Source organism: Tyzzerella sp. An114 (assembly GCF_002161055.1).
GTDB classification, from domain to species: domain Bacteria; phylum Bacillota; class Clostridia; order Lachnospirales; family Anaerotignaceae; genus Fimicola; species Fimicola cottocaccae.
In genome coordinates this window covers 1-21569 of sequence record NZ_NFLT01000015.1, presented here as the reverse complement: position 1 = coordinate 21569, position 21569 = coordinate 1, and the positions used below count along the sequence as shown (strand labels likewise).

Genomic DNA, 21569 nt, shown 5'->3' with positions numbered 1-21569 from the left:
ATTTTGGAGTGATGATAATGGCTGAAGAAATTAATATAAAAGAGCTCAAAGAACAACATAGGGAGTATGCAGAACTTATAGGAGTTAATAATCTGATGCTATTATCTAAACGCTATGGCGGCACTAATATATACATTCCTAAAGTTGATGAGCTTTTAAAAAATCAACGTTATGTTAAAATAATTAATGAATTCAATGGTGATAATATAAAATATCTTGCAAGAAAATATAAGGTTTCCGAAAGAACTGTTTATCGTCTTGTAAAAGAACTTATAAATGAAATGAAGTCAAAACCATTTGAAGAACAAATTTCTATTTTTGACAGAAATCTCTGACTTTGTCAGTTTTACTTGTCAAAGAAAATATAGTAATATGCTGGATAGAGGGAAACCTCTTCCAGCATTTTTATTTTACAGAAATTTAAGGGGTGATATTGTGAAGGAAGAAATTATAATTGCAGCAGGTTCTCTTCTTTCTTTAGCTGCTACATATTGTATTACAGTTGGTAGTTTCTATATGAGAAAGAAGATATCAGAATTGAAAAAAACTATGGAAATTGAAGACAAAGAGATTATATCAATAGGACTTGATACTGCTGAAAAAACTATTGAGATTGTATCAAGAAATGTAGTTGGTAAATTGGAGCAGGTAGCCGGTGAGGAACTTAGAGAAAAAGTTAAGCAAGGTTTAGCAGATAAAGAGGAACTTCTTGCTCTCGCTGATGAAGCGTATGAAGAAATTAAATCCAGTATAAGTCCTGAACTTATAGAGGCTTTAAAAAGCGGAGTATCTGATGTTGAAAGTTATATAAGAAATGAAATAGAAAGACAAGTTGGTATTGTAAAGAAAACAGGTGTTATGGGGTGATATAGTTGACAGAACTTGTATCACAAATTCCTGATGTTGGATTATCTATTGTACTTGTACTTATATTTACAAAATATACTTTAGACCAAAATAAAAAAATGGCAAAACAAAGTGAAGATATGTATTCTCAGTTTGTTGCAGAAGCCTCAAAGCGTGAAGAACAAAATAAAGAAGATATTAAAAGACGTGAAAAAGAATACAGAGAACGAGAGCGAATACTTCTTGAGGAAAGTTATAGAAGAGAAGAAATATTGAAAGCTGAGTCTGAAAAAAGAGAACAGCTTTTAAAACAGGAGGCTTCTAAAAGAGAAACAGCACTTATAAATACTATAGAAGGGTTTTCGTCTACTATGAAAGATATATCTTCAGCTATGGCTGATATAAAAAATATAACAGGAAAAATGCAGGAAAAGGTTGAAATCATAGAAATGAAACTGAAAGAGTAAAAGAGGTGATAAATTTGGAAAAGGAGTTAGAAATAGCCAAAGCTAAAGAACTGCGAGGAGATATTATAGAAAGACTTTATGCAGTTTATCCCGGAGGTGTTTCTGTTGGAACTTTAAAAAGCCTTCTCAGGTATAAAAGTATAAATTCTGAAAGTGATATAAGAAAGGCTTTATATTACCTTGAAGAAAAGGAATATATTACAGCAACTGAAAATGAAAATTATCTTGATATTACTGTAAATTTAACACCTAAAGGTATTAATCTTGCCGAAAATGATTTAGATGATGTAGGAGTTGATATTGATGAATAAACTTTTGGATATAACCGAAAAACAGATGTTAAGAGGTTATGTATTAAAAATATGTGAATTTTCAGAACCTTTGGGAGCAGGAATTGAAGTTGTAGAATCTGCTCTAAAAAAAGAAGGTTTTTATTATGAAAGAAAAGATATTGAAGATGCTTGCAATTATCTTGAGGGAAAAGGCTTTATTAAACTTGAGAATATAAAAAACAGTATTCTTAATATAGATAGAACCATAGCTAAGATTACTTCTTTGGGAATAGATTTATTGGAAGGTACAACACAAACAGAGGGTGTGATTTTAAATGGCTAAGAATAGAAGCCATGGGAAGATAGACAGACTTCCACCAGAACTTCGTAAAGCTGTTGAAGACAGATTACTTGAAGGTCATACTTATCAAGAGATAGCGGAGTATTTAAATAGTATGGGTCAAAATATAAGTTATCGTTCTGTAGGAAGGTATGGAAAGCCTTTTTTGCAAAAATTTGAAAATGTAAGAATGGCAAAAGAATATGCAAAAATGCTTGCCGAAGATAATGCAGAAAGACCAACAACAGAATTACATGAAGCTAATAATGCCCTTGTAAGTCAAATGGTAATGGAGGCTCTTATATCAGATGATATAAGCAGTATGGATAAACTTAAAGCGGCAAAGGATATAGCAACACTTCAAAGAGCTCAGGTGGCTAATGAAAGACTTAAAATAGATAGCAGAAAGGCTTCAGGAGCTATACATAGTGCATTGAAAATGCTTAAGGAACAAGTTTTTGATGAGATTGGAAATAATTATCCGGATATAGCAAAAGCCATATCAAAAATAGCTGATGACATAGAAAATCAATCTAATAAAAATTAGCCTTTAATTTGCCCTTCTAACAGCTTTAAATTTTTACTGATAAATTCTTCATATAAAAATATTTAAAACAAATTGAAAAGAGTTAAAAGGGTTTTAAAATAGGTATTAAATATATTGTCAGTAGCCTTTTTATGCCCAAAAATAATCCGACAAAAATGGGAAGTGAAAATAATGAATTGGAGAGAGCAAGCAGAGGCTCTTTTTTTTATTGATAAAAAATCCATAAAAGAAATAAGTGTTGAAATAGGTGTAAGCAGAAAAAGTATTTCAAAGTATCTCAATTCTTTAACAACATATAATGATGAAAGAAATTACAGAAAAATAATTAATCAGAAAAAACGAAAAGAATATAAAAGAAATTGGGATTCTGAAAATAGAGCTAATCGTTATAGTGTTATAGACAAAGACACTATAAAACGAGAACATATTATGGCTGTGTCAATACTTAGCAGAGAAAAGTATAGGTGATTTTTAATGAGCTTTGTATTAGAGTTTAAAAATTTTAAAAACATTAAAAAAAGTGAAAATGAATTTAAAAGTGAGAAAAATAAAATTGAAAAACTCATAGCACCTGCTTTTAAAAAAGTATTTGAAGACCTTGTTAAAGAAAAACATACACACTATTGGCTTAAGGGAGGTAGAGGTAGTACAAAATCCTCTTTTATATCAATACAGATAATAAACGGAATAATGGCTGATAAAAATGCTAATTGTGTTGCACTTAGAAAAGTGGGACAAAATCTTAAAGACAGTGTTTATGAACAGTTGCAATGGGCAATATCAGCACTTGGGGTTGATAATCTTTGGCAAGGAAAAGTAAGTCCTTTAGAGCTTATATATATACCAACAGGTCAAAGAATTATATTTCGTGGTGCAGATAAACCTAAAAAAATAAAATCAACAAAGTTCAGAAAAGGTTATTGTAAATACCTTTGGTATGAAGAAGTTGATGAGTTTAATGGAATGTCTGAAATAAGAACTATAAATCAATCCCTTATGCGTGGTGGTGATAAATTTGTTGTTTTTTATTCTTTTAATCCACCAAAATCTCAAAGAAACTGGACTAATATAGAGATGACAGAAGAAAGAGAAGATAAACTTGTTCACCATAGCACATATTTAGGAGTACCAAAAGAATGGCTTGGAGAACAATTTATTGTTGAAGCTGAACATCTTAAAAATGTTAATTATGAAAGTTATGCCCATGAATATCTTGGTGAAGTTACAGGAACAGGTGGAGAAGTATTTACAAATATCACTATACGAACTATTTCTGATGAAGAAATAAGAATGTTTGACCGCATAGCAAGAGGTATTGACTGGGGATATGCTTCAGACCCATTTACTTATACAGTTAATCATTATGACAGAAAGCGTAGAAGGCTTTATATATTTTATGAAATTTATAAAGTTGGACTGAGCAATAAAAAAGCTTATGAACTTATAAAGCAAGAAAATAAAAATAATAAAATTGTTGTATGTGATAGTGCAGAACCTAAATCTATAGCTGAAATGAATAGTTATGGACTTAGAGTTATAGGAGCTAAAAAAGGTCCGGACTCTGTTGAATATGGCATAAAGTGGCTTCAGGATTTAGAGGAAATAGTTATTGACCCTGTTAGATGCCCAAATACAACTCGTGAATTCAATGGTTATGAGCTTGAAAAAGATAAATACGGTGAGTTTAAAGCTGATTTTCCGGATAAAAATAACCATACAATAGATGCTGTTCGTTATAGTCGTGAAAGTGATATGAGAAGTATAAAAATAAGGTAGGTGAAGAAATATTGTTTTTAACTGAAACAGAACTTATAAATATGAAGATTACCTCAGAAAGCAAGTTAAATGATAGTGATATAATAAAAACTCTTATACAAGATGATATTTTAAGTATTTCTAAACTTGAAATGAAAACAGGAGAAATGTATTACAACGGTGAGCAGGATATATTAAAGCATAACTTTAATCAAACAATAGTATCTTCTACTGATGAAGATGAAAATGAAAAACTTGAAAGTTTCAGAAATCCCAATGGAAGCAATCATCATAATATAAATCCTTTCCATAAAATACTTGTAGACCAAAAGGTATCATATATTGCGGCAAAAGAACCTTCAATATCAGTCAGAGGAGCTTCTGATGATACAAGTTTAAAGGAGTATGAAAAATATCTATCGGTATTTTGTAATGAGAAATTTAATGAAATGCTTCAGGATTGGATTATGGGAGCCAGCAATAAAGGAATAGAAGTTCTTCATGTATACTATAACAAAAATGGAGATTTTAAATATTGTATAGTTCCTGCTGAGGAGATTATTGCTATTTATGATACTGAACATCAAACAGAGCTTGAACAAGTCATAAGATACTATGATATTAAAGTTACAAGAAACGGAAGAACATATTTGCAAAAAAGAGTTGAGTGGTGGACTAAAAACGAAGTGACCTATTATATACAAAATGATGCAGGCAATTATGAAATAGACAGTTCTATAAGATATAATCCTTCGCCACATTGGTGGATACAAACTTTAAAAGAAGGCTTTACTGTAAAAAACGAAAAACATTCATGGGGCAGAGTTCCTTTTATAATACTTAAAAATAATTCAAAGGGTACAAATGACCTTAAGTGTATAAAAGGTCTTATTGATGCTTATGATTTAATATCAAGTTCAGGAACGAATGATTTTCTTGATTTTGTTGACCTTTATTGGGTTATTGAAGGATACGGTGGTGAAGCTGCATCTTCCATAGTAAAAAAGTTACAGGTTAATAAATCAGTACATATAGATGATACAAGTGGAAAAGTTGAAGCAAAGCAAGTTGATTTACCTGTTGAAGGAAGACTTGAGTTTTTAAAAATGCTTAGACGAGATATATTTCATTTTGGTATGGGTGTTGATGTTGATAATGAAAACTTTGGTTCTGCACCTTCAGGTGTTAGTTTGAAATTTAGATATGCACAACTGGATTTAAAAGTTGGAATGATAATACCTAAATTAAAAAGTGCCATAAAGGAATTTTTATGGTTTGTTACTGATGATTATAACAGAAACAATAATGCATCTTTTGACAGTAATCTTATAGATATAGACATAAATGAAACTATAATAACAAATGATTATGAATTGGTTAAAATGATAAATGAGTCTAAAGGAGTTGTTTCTGATAAAACACTTCTTAGTAAACATCCTTTTGTTGATGATGTTAATGCAGAGATTGAAGAAATAGAAGCACAACAACAAAAAGAAGAAAATCGTTTTTTGGATTACAGTATAGGTGATGGTGGTGAAAGCCATGAAAACACCGAATAGTACTTATTGGAAACAGCGTTTTGAGGCAGTAAATGAAGATATATTAAATAGAAATGCCAAAGAAATGGAAAAGCATATATATAATTCTTATACATATGCTTTAAATAATATTGAAAAAGATATAGAAAATCTTATAAGTCGTATTTCAAAAAATAGTGGAATTAGCTATTCTGACTTAAAAAAGAATTTGAACTCCAAAGATTTAAAATCATTCAGAATGACACTTGAAGAGTATATATCTGTTGCTCAAAACAAGGGACTTAGTGATGAATGGATAAAAAGATTAGAAAACGCTTCTGCTGTATCAAGAATTGACAGGCTTGAAATGCTTAAAATACAGATGAGCCAGCAACTTGAAATTTTAGCTAAAAATAAGAATGATATATTCAATAGCAATTTATCAAAAGTATATTCTGAAAGTTATTATCACAGTATATATGAGTTTCAAAAAGGTTTTGGATATGGCAATGCTTTTGCAACTCTTGATACAAAAACCATAAATGAAGTGTTAAAAAAGCCATGGACAAGTGATTTAAAAACTTTTAGTGATAGAATATGGCAAGATAAAGAAACTCTTATTAACCAGCTTCAGACTACTTTTACACAAGGAATTATAAGAGGTGCAGCTCCAGAAAAGATAATAAGAGAAATTCAAAAAAAGGCAGGTAGTAGCTATTCAGCCACAAGAAGACTTGTACTTACAGAAAGTGCAGCTTTTTCATCTATAGCAAGATGTGAAAGCTACAAAGAGTTAAATGTTGAAAAATATAGTATACTGGCAACACTTGATTTAAAAACATCTGAAATATGCCGAAGTTTGGACGGCAAAGAGTTTGAATTATCAGAATATGAGACGGGAGTAACAGCTCCTCCCTTTCATCCGCATTGTAGAACAACAACTATACCAGCTTTTAATGATGAGTTTACAGAGGGTGAGGAACGTTTTGCGAGAGATGAAAAGGGTAATGGGTATTATGTGCCTTCTGATATGACTTTTAAAGAATGGCATAGTAAATATGTTATACCAAATATTAAAGAGCCTAAATTTATTCCTATCAGAAATATAGATGAAATTAATGATGATATTATTAAAAGATTGAATTATGAAATGAACTTGATTTCAGATAATCATAAAGATATAATAAAATCAGAGGTTAAATCTATTGAGTTTGTAGGAGATGAGTCTTCAAGATATGATAGAAAAAAAGGAATACTTTATTTAAGAAAAGATTTTATTCCTGGTGAGCTTATACATGAGTTTGGTCACGCCATAGAAACAAATCTTGATTTATATCATAACCAAAAGTTTTTGGATATATTGGAAAATGGTCTTGAAGATATAACACCATTTGATATTATTGAAGATATGGAAACATTTGTTGAACCAGTTTATAGGTTAGATGCTCCTAAATTTATTTCTGAATATCAAGGTTTTATATATGAATTTGATATTGATGGAGAAGAACAAGTCATTTATAGTAATGGAATTATGCTAAATAAAAAATGTTTAGGTGAGTATTTCAGTGAAGGGTATAGAGAATATGTAACAAACCCTGACAATCTTTATAAAAAAGATAGAAGGCTCTTTGATTTTATTAAAGGAATGGTAAAATGATTGATAAAGATAAAATTAATGATGATTTAATTGCAAGAATACTTAATACAAAAAATAAAATAGAATTTTGGAAAGTTGTTTATAGTGAGAATATACCTAAAGACTTATGGGAAAGTTATCCGCAAATAAATGAGCATTTTAAAAGTTTGCGTGGTAATGGTTTACAAGCTGGAGTGGACAATGTTGGCTTTCTTAGAAAAAGAGAAAAGTAGGAGGTTTCTGTTGTACCAAATAATTTAAAAGAGTTATTTAACATTTAAAGACCAACAGGTCTTTTTTTATTGCTTTAAATTATGTTTTAAGGAGGTTTAAAAAATGAAAAAAGAAATGTTAATTGAAATGGGTATTGATGAGGAAAAAGCCTCTAAAGTAATGGAGCTTTATTCCGAAATTATCAAAAATATGGTGTCTAAAGATGAACTTACAACGGCAAATAATACTATAACACAGTTAAAAGAAACAGTTAAAAAGTTTGACGGTGTAGACATTGAAAAATTAAAAAAAGATGTTACAGACTGGGAAACAAAATATAATACAGATATTTTAAATATCAAAAAGAATAATGCTGTTGATATGGCTATAATGCAGGCAAAGGGTAAAAATACAAAGGCTATAAAGGCTCTTATTGATATGGAAAAAGTAACTCTTAAAGATGATGGAACACTTGAGGGACTTGATATTGAAGGTCTTAAAAAGAGTGATAGTTATCTTTTTGATGTTGAAACAGTAAAAACAGAGGGTACAGGTTTTAGTGGTGGCTCTGGATTTTCTGATAATGACAATATAAATAGTATTGTAGCCAATGCTATGGGAGTTAAATAATAAGGAGGAATTATAATGGCAAATACATTTGAATATGCAAAAATATTTGAAACTAATCTTGATAAATTGGCAATTCAGACTTTAAAAACAGGATTTATGGACGATAACTCTGGACAAGTTAAATATAATGGAGGTAATGAAATAAAAATACCTTCAATAGCTCTTCAAGGACTTGGAGAATATGACAGAGAAGAAGGATATACACAGGGTAGTGTTGTTCTTAAATATCAGACAAAAACAATGACACAGGATAGAGGAAGAAGTTTCCTTATTGATGCTATGGACGTAGATGAAACAAATTTTGTTGCTACTGCAAGTAATGTTATGGGTGAGTTTCAGAGAACAAGAGTTACACCGGAAATTGATGCTTATCGTATTTCAAAATTAGCTGAAATTGCTATGGGTGTAGAAGAAGATGCACAGGCTGAATACTCTTATACTATTGATAACAGTACAATTATAAATAAAATCAAAAATGGTATTAAAGTTATAAGAGAAAACGGCTTTGATAGTGAAATTGTAATACTTGCTAATTATGATACAACAACAGCTATTGAAGAAGCTGTTTTAGGTAAAATTACATCAGGTACATTCTCACAGGGTGGAATAAATACAAAAGTACCTTTTATTGATGATTGCCCTATTATTTTAGTACCAAAAGTAAGAATGTATTCTGCAATTACACTTAAAGACGGTTTAACAGGTGGTCAGGAAGATGGTGGATATGAAAAAGGTTCTTCTGCTAAAGATATTAATTTTATGATTGTTGCAAGAGAAACTCCTATTGCTGTTACTAAACAGGATAAAATGAGAATATTCTCACCGGAAATTTATCAGAAAGCGAATGCTTGGTCTTTAGATTATCGCCGTTATCACGATATATGGGTTAAAGATAATTGCAAAGGTTCAATATTCGTCAATATAAAAGATGCTAAAGCATAAGGAGTGATTTTATGGCAAATTACAGACTTAAAAGGGACAATGTGGAGAGGGTAACAGATAAAGAATATACAAGAGATAAACTTATATCTGAGGGTTTTTATTTGCTTGATGAAAATATCAAAAATGATTGTGAAGAAACAGAAAAATTACCCTCTACAAATTTAGAAAATGAAGAGATTGAAAAAATTCCGCCTAAAATATTAGAAAATGAAGAACTTGAAAAACTCACAGTTACAGAACTTAAAGAATATGCAAAGTTACATAATATAGACTTAGGCGAAAATACAAAAAAAGCCGATATATTACAAATATTAACCAGTAGGAAGTGGTAATATGCTTGAGAAATTAAAAATACTTCTTGGTATTGAAGATAACAGTAAGGACTATGTTTTACAGCTTACTATTGATATTGTAACGGATATGGTGCTTAATTATTGCCATATCAAAGAAATACCCTCCGGTCTTGAAAATGTAGTTGTAAGTATGTGTATTGATAAGTATAGAGCTGAAAACTATGGACAAGAAAATTCAGAAGGTAAAGTTAAAAGCATATCTGAGGGAGACGTTTCTGTCTCCTTTGGTTCTGCTTTTTCAATATCTGAAAATCCCTCTATGGAGTTTTTAAAAAACTATAAATCACAGCTTAATATATATAGAAAGGTTGTGTGGTAATGTCAATATTTTATGCTATTAAAAAGCACGCTGAAAGCCTCTACAACAAAACTTGTAATATATATGAATATGAAACTGTAAGAGATAGTGAAACAGGCATAGACAGTATACAAGAGGTTGAAAAATACAGCAATATACCTTGCAGAATAAGTTATAAAAGTATACCAAACACAACTCAAACAGATACAGGAGCAAGTCTAAGTCAAAGTATAAGTTTGTTTTGTTCTCCGGATATTAATATAAAGGCAGGAAGTCGTATTGTTTGTGATAATAAAACTTATAAATCTTCCGGAGAGCCGGCTCGTTATATTTCACATCAAAGAATAGAACTTATACTTGAAAGGGAGTGGGCATAATGGCAAGAAACGGTTTTGATGTAAGAGAACTTGAGAAATTCAGAGATAATCTTGTTGAATTTGAAAATAAACTTGATGTATTTATTTCTGATTGTGCAAAAGAATTAACAGCAAGGCTTTTAAGAGAGGTTATAAAGAGAACTCCAACAATAACAGGGAATTTAAAAAGGAATTGGCAGGTTACAGGAATTACTAAACAGGGATTTAATTATACCATAATGGTTATAAATCAAACTGAATATGCTATGTATGTTGAATATGGACACAGACAGACTCCGGGAAGATATGTTCCGGCACTTGGTAAGAAATTAAAAGAAGGTTGGGTTCCAGGTAGATTTATGCTTACTATATCAGCAGAGGAAATACAGCGAAAATCACCACAAATTATTGAGAAATTTATATCACAGAAATTAGGTGAATATCTACAATGATAAATGATATTGTAAAAGGTATTGCAAAAGCTATAAGAGATGATTTTGGAAGTGATTATAATATACATACAGAAGAAGTTAAACAGGGACTTAAAGAGCCTTGTTTTTTTATTTCTGTATTAAATCCACAGTATGAACAGGTTTTAGGTAAAAGATACCTTATAAGCTGTAATTGTATGATTCAGTATATTACAGAAGGCGGCAGAGAAGAATGTAACAATGTTGCAGAAAAACTTTTTGATTGTCTTGAAATCATAAATGTATCAGGTGATATTGTAAGAGGTACTAATATGTCTTTTCAAGTTGTTGACGGTATTTTAAATTTTAATGTAAGCTATAAAATTTATGTTTATAAAAATATAGTTGATGAAATAAATATGGAGGAGTTAAAGCAAATAAGGGAGGTTTGAAATGGCTGAAGAAATTAAAAAAGAGGTTGTTTTTAGTAAAGAACAGCTTAAAAACTCAAAATCTTTTGAAAAATATAAGGATATAGTTACTGTTGTTATGGCTGATGATGAAAAAATCACAAAGTCAGAATTACAGAAAAGAATTGATAAATTTTTGAAAAAAGAGGTGAAATAAATATGGCTTTAGGTGGCGGAACTTTTTTTACACAAAATAAGGTTTTACCGGGGGCATATATAAATTTTATATCTGCAAGTAGAGCCTCTGCAACACTTTCTGATAGAGGTTATGCAGCCATGGCTCTTGAACTTGATTGGGGTGTTGAAAATACTATCTTTGAAGTTACAAACGGTGATTTACAAAAAAATAGTATGAAATTATTCGGTTATGACTATACAGCACCACAGTTAAAAGGTCTTAGAGATTTATTTTTAAATCTTAAAACACTTTACCTTTATAGGCTTACAAGTGGCGGTGTAAAAGCAACAAATACATATGCAACAGCTAAGTATTGTGGTACAAGGGGAAATAATTTAAAAGTTGTAATATCAAATAATGTAGAGGAAGAAGAAAAGTTTGATGTTTCACTTTATATTGATGATACAACACTTTTAGACAAACAAACAGTTTCTCAAATGTCAGAGCTTGTTGACAATGATTATGTTACTTGGAAAAGTGGTGCATCTCTTTCAGAAACAGCAGGAGAACCTCTTTCAACAGGTGCAAATGGCACAGTAAATGGAGGAGCTCATCAAACATTTTTAGATAAAGCCGAAAGTTACTATTTTAATATACTTGGTTGTGTTTCTACTGAAGATGAAATAAAATCCCTCTATGTTGCTTATACAAAAAGGCTTAGAGATGAAGTTGGGGCAAAATTTCAGCTTGTAGTTCATAATAAAGAGGCTGACTATGAGGGAGTTATAAATGTTATTAATGATGTTGAAGAAAGTCCTGTATCATCACTTGTATATTGGGTAACAGGTGCAGAATCAAGTTGTCCTGTAAACGCTTCATTACTTAATAAAAAATATGACGGTGAATTTACTGTAAAAGCAGACTATACACAGTCACAGCTTGAAGGATTTATTAATGCAGGTAAATTTGCTTTCCATAATGTAGGTAATGATGTAAGAGTGCTTTCTGATATAAATACGCTTTTAACGACATCAGAGACAAAGGGAGATATATTTAAGGAAAATCAGACAATAAGAGTTTGTGACCAGATTGCTAATGATATTGCAAATATATTCAATACTAGATATTTGGGTGTTGTGCCTAATGATGCAAATGGACGCATAAGCCTTTGGAATGATATAGTTAAACATCATCAGCAGTTACAGGATATAAGAGCAATAGAAAACTTTACATCTGAAGATATAACTGTTGTTCAAGGTGATAGTAAAAAAGCTGTTGTTGTATATGATAAAGTTACTGTGGTCAATGCTATGGCACAACTTTATATGACAGTTGAAATAGCGTAAAAGGGGGTGTTTATGTGGGTAATAATGTTACTATGAAGGCGAAAGATGCTTTATCAGCAAAAGAGGCTGAGTGCTTTGTGACAATAGACGGTAATAGATATAATTTTATGCAGGCTATTAATCTTGAGGCTAAAATGGAGAAAAATAAAACAGAAGTTCCTATTTTAGGCAGACCAGCAAAAGGAAATAAGGCTTCAGGTTGGACAGGTTCAGGAAGTGCTACTTTCCATTATAACACATCAATATTTAGAAAACTCCTATATAAATATAAAGAAACCGGAGAAGATATTTATTTTGATATTCAGATTGTAAATGAGGATAAAACATCAGCAGCAGGCAGACAGACTATAATTTTAAAAGATTGTAATATGGATAGCGGAATAATTGCTAAGTTTGACGCTGATGGAGAAACCCTTGATGAGGATATGGACTTTACTTTTGAGGATTGGGAAATCCCAGAAGAGTTCGCTATGCTTGAGGGTATGAGGTGATACTTAACAAATTTCACAAATGTTGAAACTATACCTTTTTTGGTTTATAATGGAAACAAACTTATAAATTGAAAGGGGTAGTATATTATGAATAAGTTTTGTAGTAAGTGTGGTAAGGAGTTAGAAGCTGATGAAAAATTCTGTAAAAACTGTGGTACTGCAACAGGAAATAATGTTTTTATGAATGAAAATAATATTTTCAATCAAGTTCAAAAACCAAATAAAAAGAAGTCAGGGTGCTTAATTGTGATTATAATAGGCTTTATTATTGCTGTTGCTATTGCTGTTTCTTCTATTGGAAACAGCAATAAATCAGGTAAAGTAGATGATGCCTTTATTAAATCAATGAATACTACACTTGGAACTGACTGTAAGTTTACAATTTCAGACCATAGTATTTATTTTGAAGAAAGTTTACAAGAATATATAGGAAAAGGAAGTTTTACAACACTTAATACAGGTGACTTAAAATATACTTATAATTTCAGAGCATATATTAAAGATAATACTATAAATTTTGGAAAAGTAGATGTATATGACCCTTATGGAAATCATATAGTTGACCATTGGGATGAAGAAGGAGAAACAGAACATTATAACAGTATTGAACAACAATAGTTAATTTTAAATATTTTAAACACTCACTTTTGTGGGTGTTTTTTTGGTGGGAAAAGGAGAATTTGTATGTCAAAATTATCATTATTTTTAAAGAAAAATAAAAAACAGAGAGAAAATGTCAAATATGCAGCAACAAAGTCACTTTGTGATGAAAATGGAAATCCTCTTGAATGGACTATAAAACCATTAACAACAGCAGAAAGTGAAGATATAAGAGAAAGTTGTACAAGAGAAATTCCGATGCAGGGAAAACCTAATGTATTTAGAACTACTTTTGATAATAGAAAATATATAGCAAAATTAATTGCTTCTTCAGTAGTAGAGCCTAATTTATATGATAAAGAATTACAGGATAGTTATGGAGTTATGACACCTGAAGAGCTTATCGTTCAGATGATTGATGACCCAAATGAATATAATAATTTTGTTGATTTCATAACTAATAATATTGGAAATAGCAATATTAATGAGGAGATTGAAGAAGCAAAAAACTAATTGATGAGGGTGGTACTTCCTGTTATGCCTATTACTGTTTTTTAGAGTTTGGAATGCTACCCTCTGTATTTATTAATTTAGATACACAAGAAAAAGCCTTTATTATTGCTTGTATTGATAAAAAAATAGAGGCTGAAAAAGAGAAAGAAAAGGAATTAAAAAATAAAAAGAGGTAGGTGGTTAAATGGCATCTATTAATGCAATAATTAGTCTTACAGACAGAATGACAAGACCAATACAAAATATAATAAGCTCTGTTAATAGCCTTATATCTGTAACTGAAAGAGTAGCCACCTCTATGGATAATGCTTTTGATACACATACATTTGATGAAACAAGAAGAAGTTTAGACCAAGCACAAAGAGAAATAGAGGAAATTGTAAATAGCACCAACAGAGCAGGTCAAAGTCAAAGGAATTATAACAATGAAGTTAGAAGCGGAGTATCTTCAACAAATAATCTTTTGAATAATATAAAAAGTATGGTGGGAGCATATTTAGGAATACAAGGGGTTAAATCTCTTTTTAATGCTTCAGATAACTTTTCTAACACTACTGCAAGACTTAATATGATAGTTGATGATGGTGGTTCTGTTGAAGAATTACAAGACAAGATATTTGCTTCTGCTCAAGAATCAAGAGCACTTTATAGTCAAACAGCAGATGTTGTTGCAAAACTTGCCTTGAGAGCTGATGATGCTTTTGCAAGTAATGATGAAACTATACAGTTTGCAGAAAATCTTAATAAATTATTTGTAATAGCCGGAGCTTCACAGGCAGAAACATATTCAGCAACATTACAGCTTACGCAGGCTCTTGGTTCTGGAGTATTAAGAGGAGAAGAATTAAATGCTGTATTTGAAGCTGCACCTAATGTTATACAAAAAATAGCTGATTATTTGGGTGAGCCTATTGGAAAAATAAGGACTTTAGCTTCAGATGGTAAAATTACAGCTGATATTGTAAAAAATGCAATGTTAAGTGCCACTGATGAGATAAATACCCAATTTAATGATATGCCTATGACTTGGAGTCAAGTTTGGAATGGAATTGTAAATAAAGTTTTATATGCATCACAACCTCTGTTAAATTTTATAAGCTTTTTAGCTAAGAATTGGTCTGTTATACAGCCTATTGTTTTAGGTATTGCTTCTGCGGTAGGCTACTATACATTAGCTTTATTGGCTAATTCAGCAGCACAAGGATTATCGAATACTATGACAGCTATTTCAAATGTACAGGCACTTATTAAGGCTAAGGCAATACTTGCTAATGTAAATGCTCAATGGCTTGCTGTAAATGCCGAATATGCCTTGACTGTTGCAACAGCACAAGCAACGGTTGCACAATCTACATTTAATACAGCTTTAATGGCTTGTCCTATTACTTGGATTATATTAGCAATCATAGTATTAATAACAGTTATATTTGTTGTTATTGCAGCTGTAAATAAAGCGAGAAATGAAACTACATCAGCAATAGGATTTATTGCTGGCATTATAGCTGTTGCTGGAGCAGTTATACTCAATATTGCTATTGGAGTTATAAATGCTATACTACAAGCAGTGTGGGCTTTTGTATATCCGTTTTTGGGTATTGTTGAATTTATTCTAAATGTTTGTAATGGTGGTTTTGATAGCTTTGGAGATGCAGTAGCTAATTTAATTGGTCAAATTATAGGGTGGTTTTTATCTTTAGGACAAGTTGTTACAAAAATTATAGATGCAATATTTGGAACTGATTGGACGGGAGGTCTTGAAAATTTAAAGAAAAATGTTGTTTCCTGGGGTAAGAACGAGAAAGCTATTACACTTACAGGATTAACACCAAAAGGTGGTATTGACAGAATAAATTATGGTGAGGCTTGGGATGCAGGTTATAAATTTGGTGAAGGAATAGACAATAAAATAAAAAGTACATTTGGTGGTGGGCTGGATGGTATACCTTTTGACTCAAGTGGATATGGTAACATACCAAGTATTGCGGAAGATACTAACAAAATAGCAGGTAACACATCTGATATAGCTGATGAAGTGGCAACAACAAATGAAAATATGGAATATTTAAGAAAAATGGCTGAAAGAGATGTTGTAATGCGTTATGTTACACCAAGTATAAATATTGATATGTCGGGAATGAGTAATAATATTAAAAACGGTATGGATATTGATGGAGTTATTGACCATATTGTAAGAAAAACAAGCGAGGCTGCTGAAGGAATGGCAGAGGGGGTGTAATAAATGGCATACAGATTTTATTTAGATAATATACTTCTTCCTGTCACTCCCCAAAGCCTTGAAATAAAAATTAAAAACCAAAATAAAACCGTAACACTCATAAATGACACAGAATATAACTTTCTTAAAGGTGTAGGACTTACTGAAATAAGTTTTGATATACTTTTACCGGCTGTTAAATATCCTTTCGCTATGTATGAAAATGGCTTTAAAAATCAAAAGTATTATCTTGAAGAACTTAAAAGATTAAAGGTTAGTAAAAAGCCTTTTAAATTTTATGTAAGCAGAGAGTTGCCTAACGGTGTAGGCTTATACGATACAGAGTTTCAATATGTAAGCCTTGAAGACTACACGATAAAAGAAAGTGCTGACAATGGTTTTGATTTGACTGTAAGTATAAGCTTAAAACAGTATATATCTGTTACAACCATTGATATAAATATATCATCTGACGGAACGGCAACAGAGGAAAAAACAAGAGTAGAAAGTCCTCAAGCACCAATACCACAGAATGAAAGCTATAAAGTTAAAAAAGGTGATACTCTTTGGGCATTAGCAAAATATTATTATGGTGACGGAAGTAAATATAAACTTATAGCCTCTGCAAATCCACAAATAACAAACCCTAATCTCATTTATGTTGGTCAAGTTTTGGTTATACCAAAGGAGTGATTATTATTGAATGATTTAAATATTAAATTAATAATTGAAAATCCTGACACAGGGAAAGTATATGCTCCATTGGTTGAGGAAGGTATAAAATGGACAACAGACAGAGAAGGAACGGCAGGAAGTCTTGAGTTTTCAGTAATAAAAGATAATATTATAAATTTTCAAGAGGGAAACAGAGTTGAACTTTATGTTAATGATACACCTGTATTTCTAGGCTTTGTATTTAAAAAATCAAGGACAAAAGATGGTCTTATATCAGTAAAAGCCTATGACCAGTTAAGATATTTTAAAAATAAGGATACTTATATTTATGAAAATATGACAGCGTCACAGCTTTTAAAAATGATAGCAGGAGATTTCAGTCTTTTTACAGGTGATATAACTGACACAAAATATGTTATACCAAGTTGTATAGAGGACAATACCTCTTTGTTTGATATTATTAAAAATGCCCTTGATACAACACTTTTAAATACAAAAGAAATGTATGTGTTGTATGATGATTTTGGAAAGCTGGCACTAAAAAATATAGGTGATATGAGAGTTCCTATAAAAATTGATGAGAATATAGCAGAGGATTTTGACTATGAAACATCTATTGATAGTGAAACATACAATAAAATAAAACTTCTTTATGAAGATGATGAAACTAAAAAAATGGAAGTATTTACAGCAAAAAGTGACCATACAATAAAACGATGGGGAGTTTTACAGTATTTTGAGAAAATTGATAATCGTGATAATGGTGCAATTATGGCAGAAGCACTTTTAAAACTTTATAACAATAAAACACGTTCTCTATCTATAAATGGAATAATGGGAGATTTAAGAGTAAGGGCAGGAAGTCAAGTTCCTGTCTTTTTAAATTTAGGTGATATTATATCTAATAATTGGCTTATTGTTGAAAAATGCACTCACACATTTAAACAGAATGAACACACTATGGATATAGAATTAAAAGGAGGGGAGTATATTGCTTAATTCAAGTGATTTTGTAAAGGTTATTAAAAAATCAGCTATTGAAGCTGTAAAAAACTCAAAGCCTACTGATATATTTTATGGTACTGTTCAAAGTATATCACCTCTTACTATATTCATTGACCAAAAACTTATATTATCAGAGAAGTTTTTGATTATACCTGAAAGTCTAACGGATTATGAAACAGAAATATCCTTTGATGACTCTTCTATTAAACAAGTATTTACTACTTGGGATATGGAAGAAACTTCTGAAAGTTCACCTTCAAAAATATCTTTTAAAGAGAAAATAAAACATAAAATTACTGTATATAACGGTCTTAAAGCAGGGGAAGCAGTTATACTTTTAAGACAGCAGGGCGGACAAAAATATATGGTTTTGGATAGGGCGGTGACATTATGATACCAGAGGGACTTAATGTAAATCCAATAAAAACAGTTATACAGCCTAATTTACAACACAAAATGGATATTGAAAAAAGTATTATAGTTGGAAAATGTGATAATAAAGAGGCTTTAAAACAGACTATATATAAAATACTTTCAACTGAAAGATATGAAAATGTTATATATTCAAGAAACTATGGTGTTGAGTTTAAAGATATTTTCGGTCAGCCAGTAACAACAGTTTTACCTATTATTGAAAGTCGTATAAAAGAAGCATTAATTCAAGATGACAGAATAAATTCTGTTGATAACTTTGTATTTAATACAAGTAAAAAGCATATTGTATCAGTTAGTTTTACAGTCCATTCAATAATTGGAGATATTGAAATGTCAAAGGAGGTGGCTGTATAAATGTTTGAAAATATGACCTTTGAAAATATATTGAAAAATGCCCTTGATAAAGTCCCTTCAAGTTTTGATAAAAGGGAAGGCTCTGTAATATATGATGCATTAGCTCCGGCTGCCGCTGAAATTGCACAGCTTTATATTGACCTCGATTTTATACTTAAACAGACTTTTGCAGATACATCAGACAGAGGGTATCTTATTATGAGAGCCAATGAAAGAGGAATTAAGCCTTATAGTGCAACATTTGCTGTTGGAAAAGGTGTTTTTAATATACCTGTTCCTATTGGTTCAAGGTTTAGTATCGATATTTATAACTATACTGTGACAGAGCTTATGTCTGAAAATACTTATAAAATGGTATGTGAAACAGCAGGAAGTTCACCTAATGGATATATAGGACAACTTATTCCTGTGGAATATATAAAAGGTCTTACATCAGCTTTTTTAACTGAAATACTTGTTTTTGGTGAAGATGAAGAAGATACTGAAAGTTTCAGAAGGCGTTATTTAAGTAGCTTTAATTCTCAAGCCTTTGGAGGAAATATTCAGGATTATAAAAATAAAACAAACAGTATTCAAGGTGTTGGCGGTGTTAAGGTTTATCCTACATGGAATGGAGGAGGAACTGTTAAACTTGTTATTATATCAAGTGAATATACAGCTCCGACAGATGAACTTATACAGAATGTTCAAACAATAATTGACCCTGTTCAAAATCAAGGTAAAGGGCTTGGAATTTCACCAATAGGGCATATTGTAACTGTTGAAGGAGTAACTGAAACAACTTTAAATATAACTACTCAAATAACTTATACAGAAGGTTGGAGTTTTGAGGATATAAAAGATGCTGTCAATGATATAATTGACAGCTATTTCAATGAGCTTAACAGTAATTGGCAGGATTTGAATAATATTATTGTGAGAATAAGCCAGTTTGAAAGCAGACTTCTTGATATTGAAGGTATTACAGATATTGCACATACAGCTTTTAATGGGATTGAAGAAAATTTTGTAGTTGGTGAAAATGCTATTGTTAAAAGGGGGACTGTAAATGCTTAAAAATGTTGATATAAGTATATATCAGCCTCTTATTATTAAAGATTACAGGGAATTCAAAAAAATTGCAGAAATTGAAAATACAATACTTACAGATTGTTGGAGTAATTCAAATAATGTATTTCTTGACCAGTTTATAGAGACACTTACTGAAAATGGCTGTAAACGCTGGGAGAAAATATTAAATATACAGCCTAAAGGTACTGATACACTTGAAGTCAGAAGGTTTAGGATAAAATCACGAATTAATGAGGATTTGCCTTATACATACAATGCCCTTTTAAATGCCCTTGATAATCTGTGTGGTAAAGGACAATATGAAGTTACACTTTATAATGATGAGTACAGGCTTAAAGTTTTAATTGAGCTTACAGTTAAAAAGTTGTTTGATGAAGTTGAAAGTACAGTTAAAAGAATGATACCAGCTAATTTAATATTAGAAGTCAATTTGAGATATAATCAATATTTACAATTTAAAAAATATACTTATGGTCAGTTATCAGTTTATACAAATAGACAACTGAGAGAGGAGGTATTAAATGGCTGAATTTACACCTAATTTTAATTTAAAAAAACCTTATGAAACAGATTTTTTCAATATAGAAGATTTTAACGGTAATATGGATATTTTAGATGAGAAATTAAAAGAAGCAATTCAAAATGAACAGCTTCAGGGCAATGTTACAGAGATAAAAGGGACAACAGAAGAAATTAAAACATCTGTGGGAAGCTCTGGAGATTTAAGTTCTAGTCCGACACTTTTCGGAAGACTGGCGGAAATTAAAGAAACTCTTACAAGTAAGTTTAGCGAGGTGGTTTCTAAGATTACTGGGGTTGATGGGAAGATTGGGGCGAGTGGAGACAGTGGGACAGATACGGTTTTTGGAAAGTTGAATGAAAATTCGAAAATATTGAACAATGACTTTTTTATCGGAGGTTGTGAAATATTTAAAGAAAATAATACATTTACTGTACCTGATAACATAACAGAAATATATGTGACCGCTTGCGGAAGAGGTGGCAATGGTGGTGCAAGAAATTACAATACAAGTAAAACAATGAAAGCTGCTACAGGTGGTAGTGGAGGTGAAGCTGTTGTATCGAAGTCATTTATAGTATCACCAAAGCAAACTATTCCAATAACATTTGGTGCAGCTACAGTTGTAGGTGATTTAATAAGTCTACAAAATGGTAATTCTGGAAGTACCAGCTATGATACAAGCGACCCAGAAACATTAATTGGAGCAAAATCTAATGGTACAGGTGGTGGTCATAGTGGTAATTCTAGTGAACGAGGATATGACGGAGTAACTGGACAAGGTGGAAGACCATATGGAGTAGGAGGAGGTGGTGGTGGCAGTTTGGGAAACGGAGGTGATGCGTTTCATGGCACAGGTAATGAATTTAGATTTCCTGGATATGGTGGTGGCGGTGGTGCTAACACTAGAATATCAACATCTGAGTATGCCCAACAAGGTGGACCAGCGATAGTTATTATATATTGGGGCATACTAGGAAAACAACAATCTATTTCAGATGCTCTTAATAGATTTAATAATATATAAATTAATAAATTTTATTTATCTTTTAATATAATTGAGAGGAGGGAAAAAATATGGATTTGTATTTCACTGTAAAAAACACAATTATAGAACCTGTAAATCCACAACCTGTTATTATAGCGGATAGTTATAAATATATAAATGTACACT

General features: G+C 31.1%; 31 protein-coding genes. All 31 read left to right on the top strand.

Annotated features, from left to right (window positions below):
- Nucleotides 1–17 precede the first annotated feature (17 nt).
- The 31 genes from B5E58_RS10920 to B5E58_RS10775 all read left to right on the top strand — a co-directional run bounded on the left by B5E58_RS10920 (nucleotide 18) and on the right by B5E58_RS10775 (nucleotide 21422).
- On the top strand, nucleotides 18–335 hold the full coding sequence (locus B5E58_RS10920; RefSeq protein WP_158097736.1) for a Mor transcription activator family protein: 318 nt from the start codon (nucleotides 18–20) through the stop codon (nucleotides 333–335).
- 100 nt (nucleotides 336–435) lie between these two features.
- A complete protein-coding gene (locus B5E58_RS10915; protein ID WP_088109692.1) occupies nucleotides 436–867 on the top strand; it encodes a hypothetical protein in 432 nt (143 codons plus the stop codon).
- Between the two features lie 5 nt (nucleotides 868–872).
- Nucleotides 873–1313, top strand: a complete 441-nt coding sequence (locus tag B5E58_RS10910) for a hypothetical protein (RefSeq protein ID WP_088109691.1) — start codon at nucleotides 873–875, stop codon at nucleotides 1311–1313.
- A 14-nt stretch (nucleotides 1314–1327) separates the two neighbouring features.
- Nucleotides 1328–1624, top strand: a complete 297-nt coding sequence (locus tag B5E58_RS10905) for a hypothetical protein (RefSeq protein WP_088109690.1) — start codon at nucleotides 1328–1330, stop codon at nucleotides 1622–1624.
- Entirely contained in the window at nucleotides 1617–1928 is a 312-nt protein-coding gene (locus B5E58_RS10900; RefSeq protein ID WP_088109689.1) for a hypothetical protein, read from the top strand. The genes B5E58_RS10905 and B5E58_RS10900 overlap by 8 nt, the downstream gene beginning before the upstream one ends.
- Nucleotides 1921–2472, top strand: a complete 552-nt coding sequence (locus B5E58_RS10895) for a phage protein Gp27 family protein (RefSeq protein WP_088109688.1) — start codon at nucleotides 1921–1923, stop codon at nucleotides 2470–2472. The genes B5E58_RS10900 and B5E58_RS10895 overlap by 8 nt, the downstream gene beginning before the upstream one ends.
- A gap of 171 nt (nucleotides 2473–2643) precedes the next feature.
- Nucleotides 2644–2940, top strand: coding sequence for a hypothetical protein (locus tag B5E58_RS10890; RefSeq protein WP_088109687.1), 297 nt, complete (start codon nucleotides 2644–2646; stop codon nucleotides 2938–2940).
- A gap of 6 nt (nucleotides 2941–2946) precedes the next feature.
- A complete protein-coding gene (locus B5E58_RS10885) occupies nucleotides 2947–4248 on the top strand; it encodes a PBSX family phage terminase large subunit (protein WP_088109686.1) in 1302 nt (433 codons plus the stop codon).
- Between the two features lie 11 nt (nucleotides 4249–4259).
- Nucleotides 4260–5786, top strand: a complete 1527-nt coding sequence (locus B5E58_RS10880; RefSeq protein WP_088109685.1) for a phage portal protein — start codon at nucleotides 4260–4262, stop codon at nucleotides 5784–5786.
- Nucleotides 5770–7401, top strand: coding sequence for a minor capsid protein (locus tag B5E58_RS10875; RefSeq protein ID WP_158097735.1), 1632 nt, complete (start codon nucleotides 5770–5772; stop codon nucleotides 7399–7401). The genes B5E58_RS10880 and B5E58_RS10875 overlap by 17 nt, the downstream gene beginning before the upstream one ends.
- Entirely contained in the window at nucleotides 7398–7613 is a 216-nt protein-coding gene (locus B5E58_RS10870; RefSeq protein ID WP_088109683.1) for a hypothetical protein, read from the top strand. Before B5E58_RS10875 ends, B5E58_RS10870 begins: the two co-directional genes overlap by 4 nt.
- A 103-nt stretch (nucleotides 7614–7716) precedes the next feature.
- A complete protein-coding gene (locus B5E58_RS10865; protein WP_088109682.1) occupies nucleotides 7717–8223 on the top strand; it encodes a phage scaffolding protein in 507 nt (168 codons plus the stop codon).
- Between the two features lie 15 nt (nucleotides 8224–8238).
- On the top strand, nucleotides 8239–9165 hold the full coding sequence (locus B5E58_RS10860) for a hypothetical protein (RefSeq protein ID WP_088109681.1): 927 nt from the start codon (nucleotides 8239–8241) through the stop codon (nucleotides 9163–9165).
- Nucleotides 9166–9176: 11 nt separating this feature from the next.
- The gene (locus B5E58_RS10855; protein ID WP_088109680.1) at nucleotides 9177–9497 is read left to right on the top strand and encodes a hypothetical protein; all 321 of its coding nucleotides are present in this window, start codon (nucleotides 9177–9179) and stop codon (nucleotides 9495–9497) included.
- Between the two features lies 1 nt (nucleotide 9498).
- Nucleotides 9499–9837, top strand: coding sequence for a phage head-tail connector protein (locus tag B5E58_RS10850; RefSeq protein ID WP_088109679.1), 339 nt, complete (start codon nucleotides 9499–9501; stop codon nucleotides 9835–9837).
- The gene (locus tag B5E58_RS10845) at nucleotides 9837–10193 is read left to right on the top strand and encodes a hypothetical protein (RefSeq protein ID WP_088109678.1); all 357 of its coding nucleotides are present in this window, start codon (nucleotides 9837–9839) and stop codon (nucleotides 10191–10193) included. Before B5E58_RS10850 ends, B5E58_RS10845 begins: the two co-directional genes overlap by 1 nt.
- Nucleotides 10193–10624 (top strand): HK97 gp10 family phage protein, encoded by a 432-nt coding sequence (locus tag B5E58_RS10840; RefSeq protein WP_088109677.1) that lies wholly within the window; start codon nucleotides 10193–10195, stop codon nucleotides 10622–10624. The genes B5E58_RS10845 and B5E58_RS10840 overlap by 1 nt, the downstream gene beginning before the upstream one ends.
- On the top strand, nucleotides 10621–11034 hold the full coding sequence (locus tag B5E58_RS10835) for a phage tail terminator family protein (RefSeq protein WP_088109676.1): 414 nt from the start codon (nucleotides 10621–10623) through the stop codon (nucleotides 11032–11034). The genes B5E58_RS10840 and B5E58_RS10835 overlap by 4 nt, the downstream gene beginning before the upstream one ends.
- 1 nt (nucleotide 11035) lies before the next feature.
- On the top strand, nucleotides 11036–11209 hold the full coding sequence (locus B5E58_RS13480; protein WP_158097734.1) for a hypothetical protein: 174 nt from the start codon (nucleotides 11036–11038) through the stop codon (nucleotides 11207–11209).
- Between the two features lie 2 nt (nucleotides 11210–11211).
- Nucleotides 11212–12516: a phage tail sheath family protein gene (locus tag B5E58_RS10830; protein WP_088109675.1), complete on the top strand. Its 1305-nt coding sequence runs from the start codon at nucleotides 11212–11214 to the stop codon at nucleotides 12514–12516.
- Nucleotides 12517–12548: 32 nt separating this feature from the next.
- On the top strand, nucleotides 12549–13007 hold the full coding sequence (locus B5E58_RS10825; protein ID WP_088109714.1) for a phage tail tube protein: 459 nt from the start codon (nucleotides 12549–12551) through the stop codon (nucleotides 13005–13007).
- 87 nt (nucleotides 13008–13094) lie between these two features.
- Nucleotides 13095–13625 (top strand): zinc ribbon domain-containing protein, encoded by a 531-nt coding sequence (locus tag B5E58_RS10820; protein ID WP_088109674.1) that lies wholly within the window; start codon nucleotides 13095–13097, stop codon nucleotides 13623–13625.
- A gap of 66 nt (nucleotides 13626–13691) precedes the next feature.
- A complete protein-coding gene (locus B5E58_RS10815; protein ID WP_088109673.1) occupies nucleotides 13692–14120 on the top strand; it encodes a phage tail assembly chaperone in 429 nt (142 codons plus the stop codon).
- Nucleotides 14121–14304: 184 nt separating this feature from the next.
- Nucleotides 14305–16356 (top strand): tape measure protein, encoded by a 2052-nt coding sequence (locus B5E58_RS10810; protein ID WP_088109672.1) that lies wholly within the window; start codon nucleotides 14305–14307, stop codon nucleotides 16354–16356.
- Between the two features lie 3 nt (nucleotides 16357–16359).
- On the top strand, nucleotides 16360–17028 hold the full coding sequence (locus B5E58_RS13905) for a LysM peptidoglycan-binding domain-containing protein (protein WP_088109671.1): 669 nt from the start codon (nucleotides 16360–16362) through the stop codon (nucleotides 17026–17028).
- A gap of 6 nt (nucleotides 17029–17034) precedes the next feature.
- Nucleotides 17035–18009, top strand: a complete 975-nt coding sequence (locus B5E58_RS10800) for an XkdQ/YqbQ family protein (protein WP_088109670.1) — start codon at nucleotides 17035–17037, stop codon at nucleotides 18007–18009.
- Nucleotides 18002–18409, top strand: a complete 408-nt coding sequence (locus tag B5E58_RS10795) for a DUF2577 domain-containing protein (protein WP_088109669.1) — start codon at nucleotides 18002–18004, stop codon at nucleotides 18407–18409. Before B5E58_RS10800 ends, B5E58_RS10795 begins: the two co-directional genes overlap by 8 nt.
- Nucleotides 18406–18804 (top strand): DUF2634 domain-containing protein, encoded by a 399-nt coding sequence (locus B5E58_RS10790; protein WP_088109668.1) that lies wholly within the window; start codon nucleotides 18406–18408, stop codon nucleotides 18802–18804. The genes B5E58_RS10795 and B5E58_RS10790 overlap by 4 nt, the downstream gene beginning before the upstream one ends.
- Entirely contained in the window at nucleotides 18805–19860 is a 1056-nt protein-coding gene (locus B5E58_RS10785) for a baseplate J/gp47 family protein (RefSeq protein ID WP_088109667.1), read from the top strand. It begins immediately after the preceding gene.
- Entirely contained in the window at nucleotides 19853–20404 is a 552-nt protein-coding gene (locus B5E58_RS10780; protein ID WP_088109666.1) for a putative phage tail protein, read from the top strand. Before B5E58_RS10785 ends, B5E58_RS10780 begins: the two co-directional genes overlap by 8 nt.
- Nucleotides 20397–21422, top strand: a complete 1026-nt coding sequence (locus tag B5E58_RS10775; protein ID WP_088109665.1) for a glycine-rich domain-containing protein — start codon at nucleotides 20397–20399, stop codon at nucleotides 21420–21422. Before B5E58_RS10780 ends, B5E58_RS10775 begins: the two co-directional genes overlap by 8 nt.
- Nucleotides 21423–21569 lie beyond the last annotated feature (147 nt).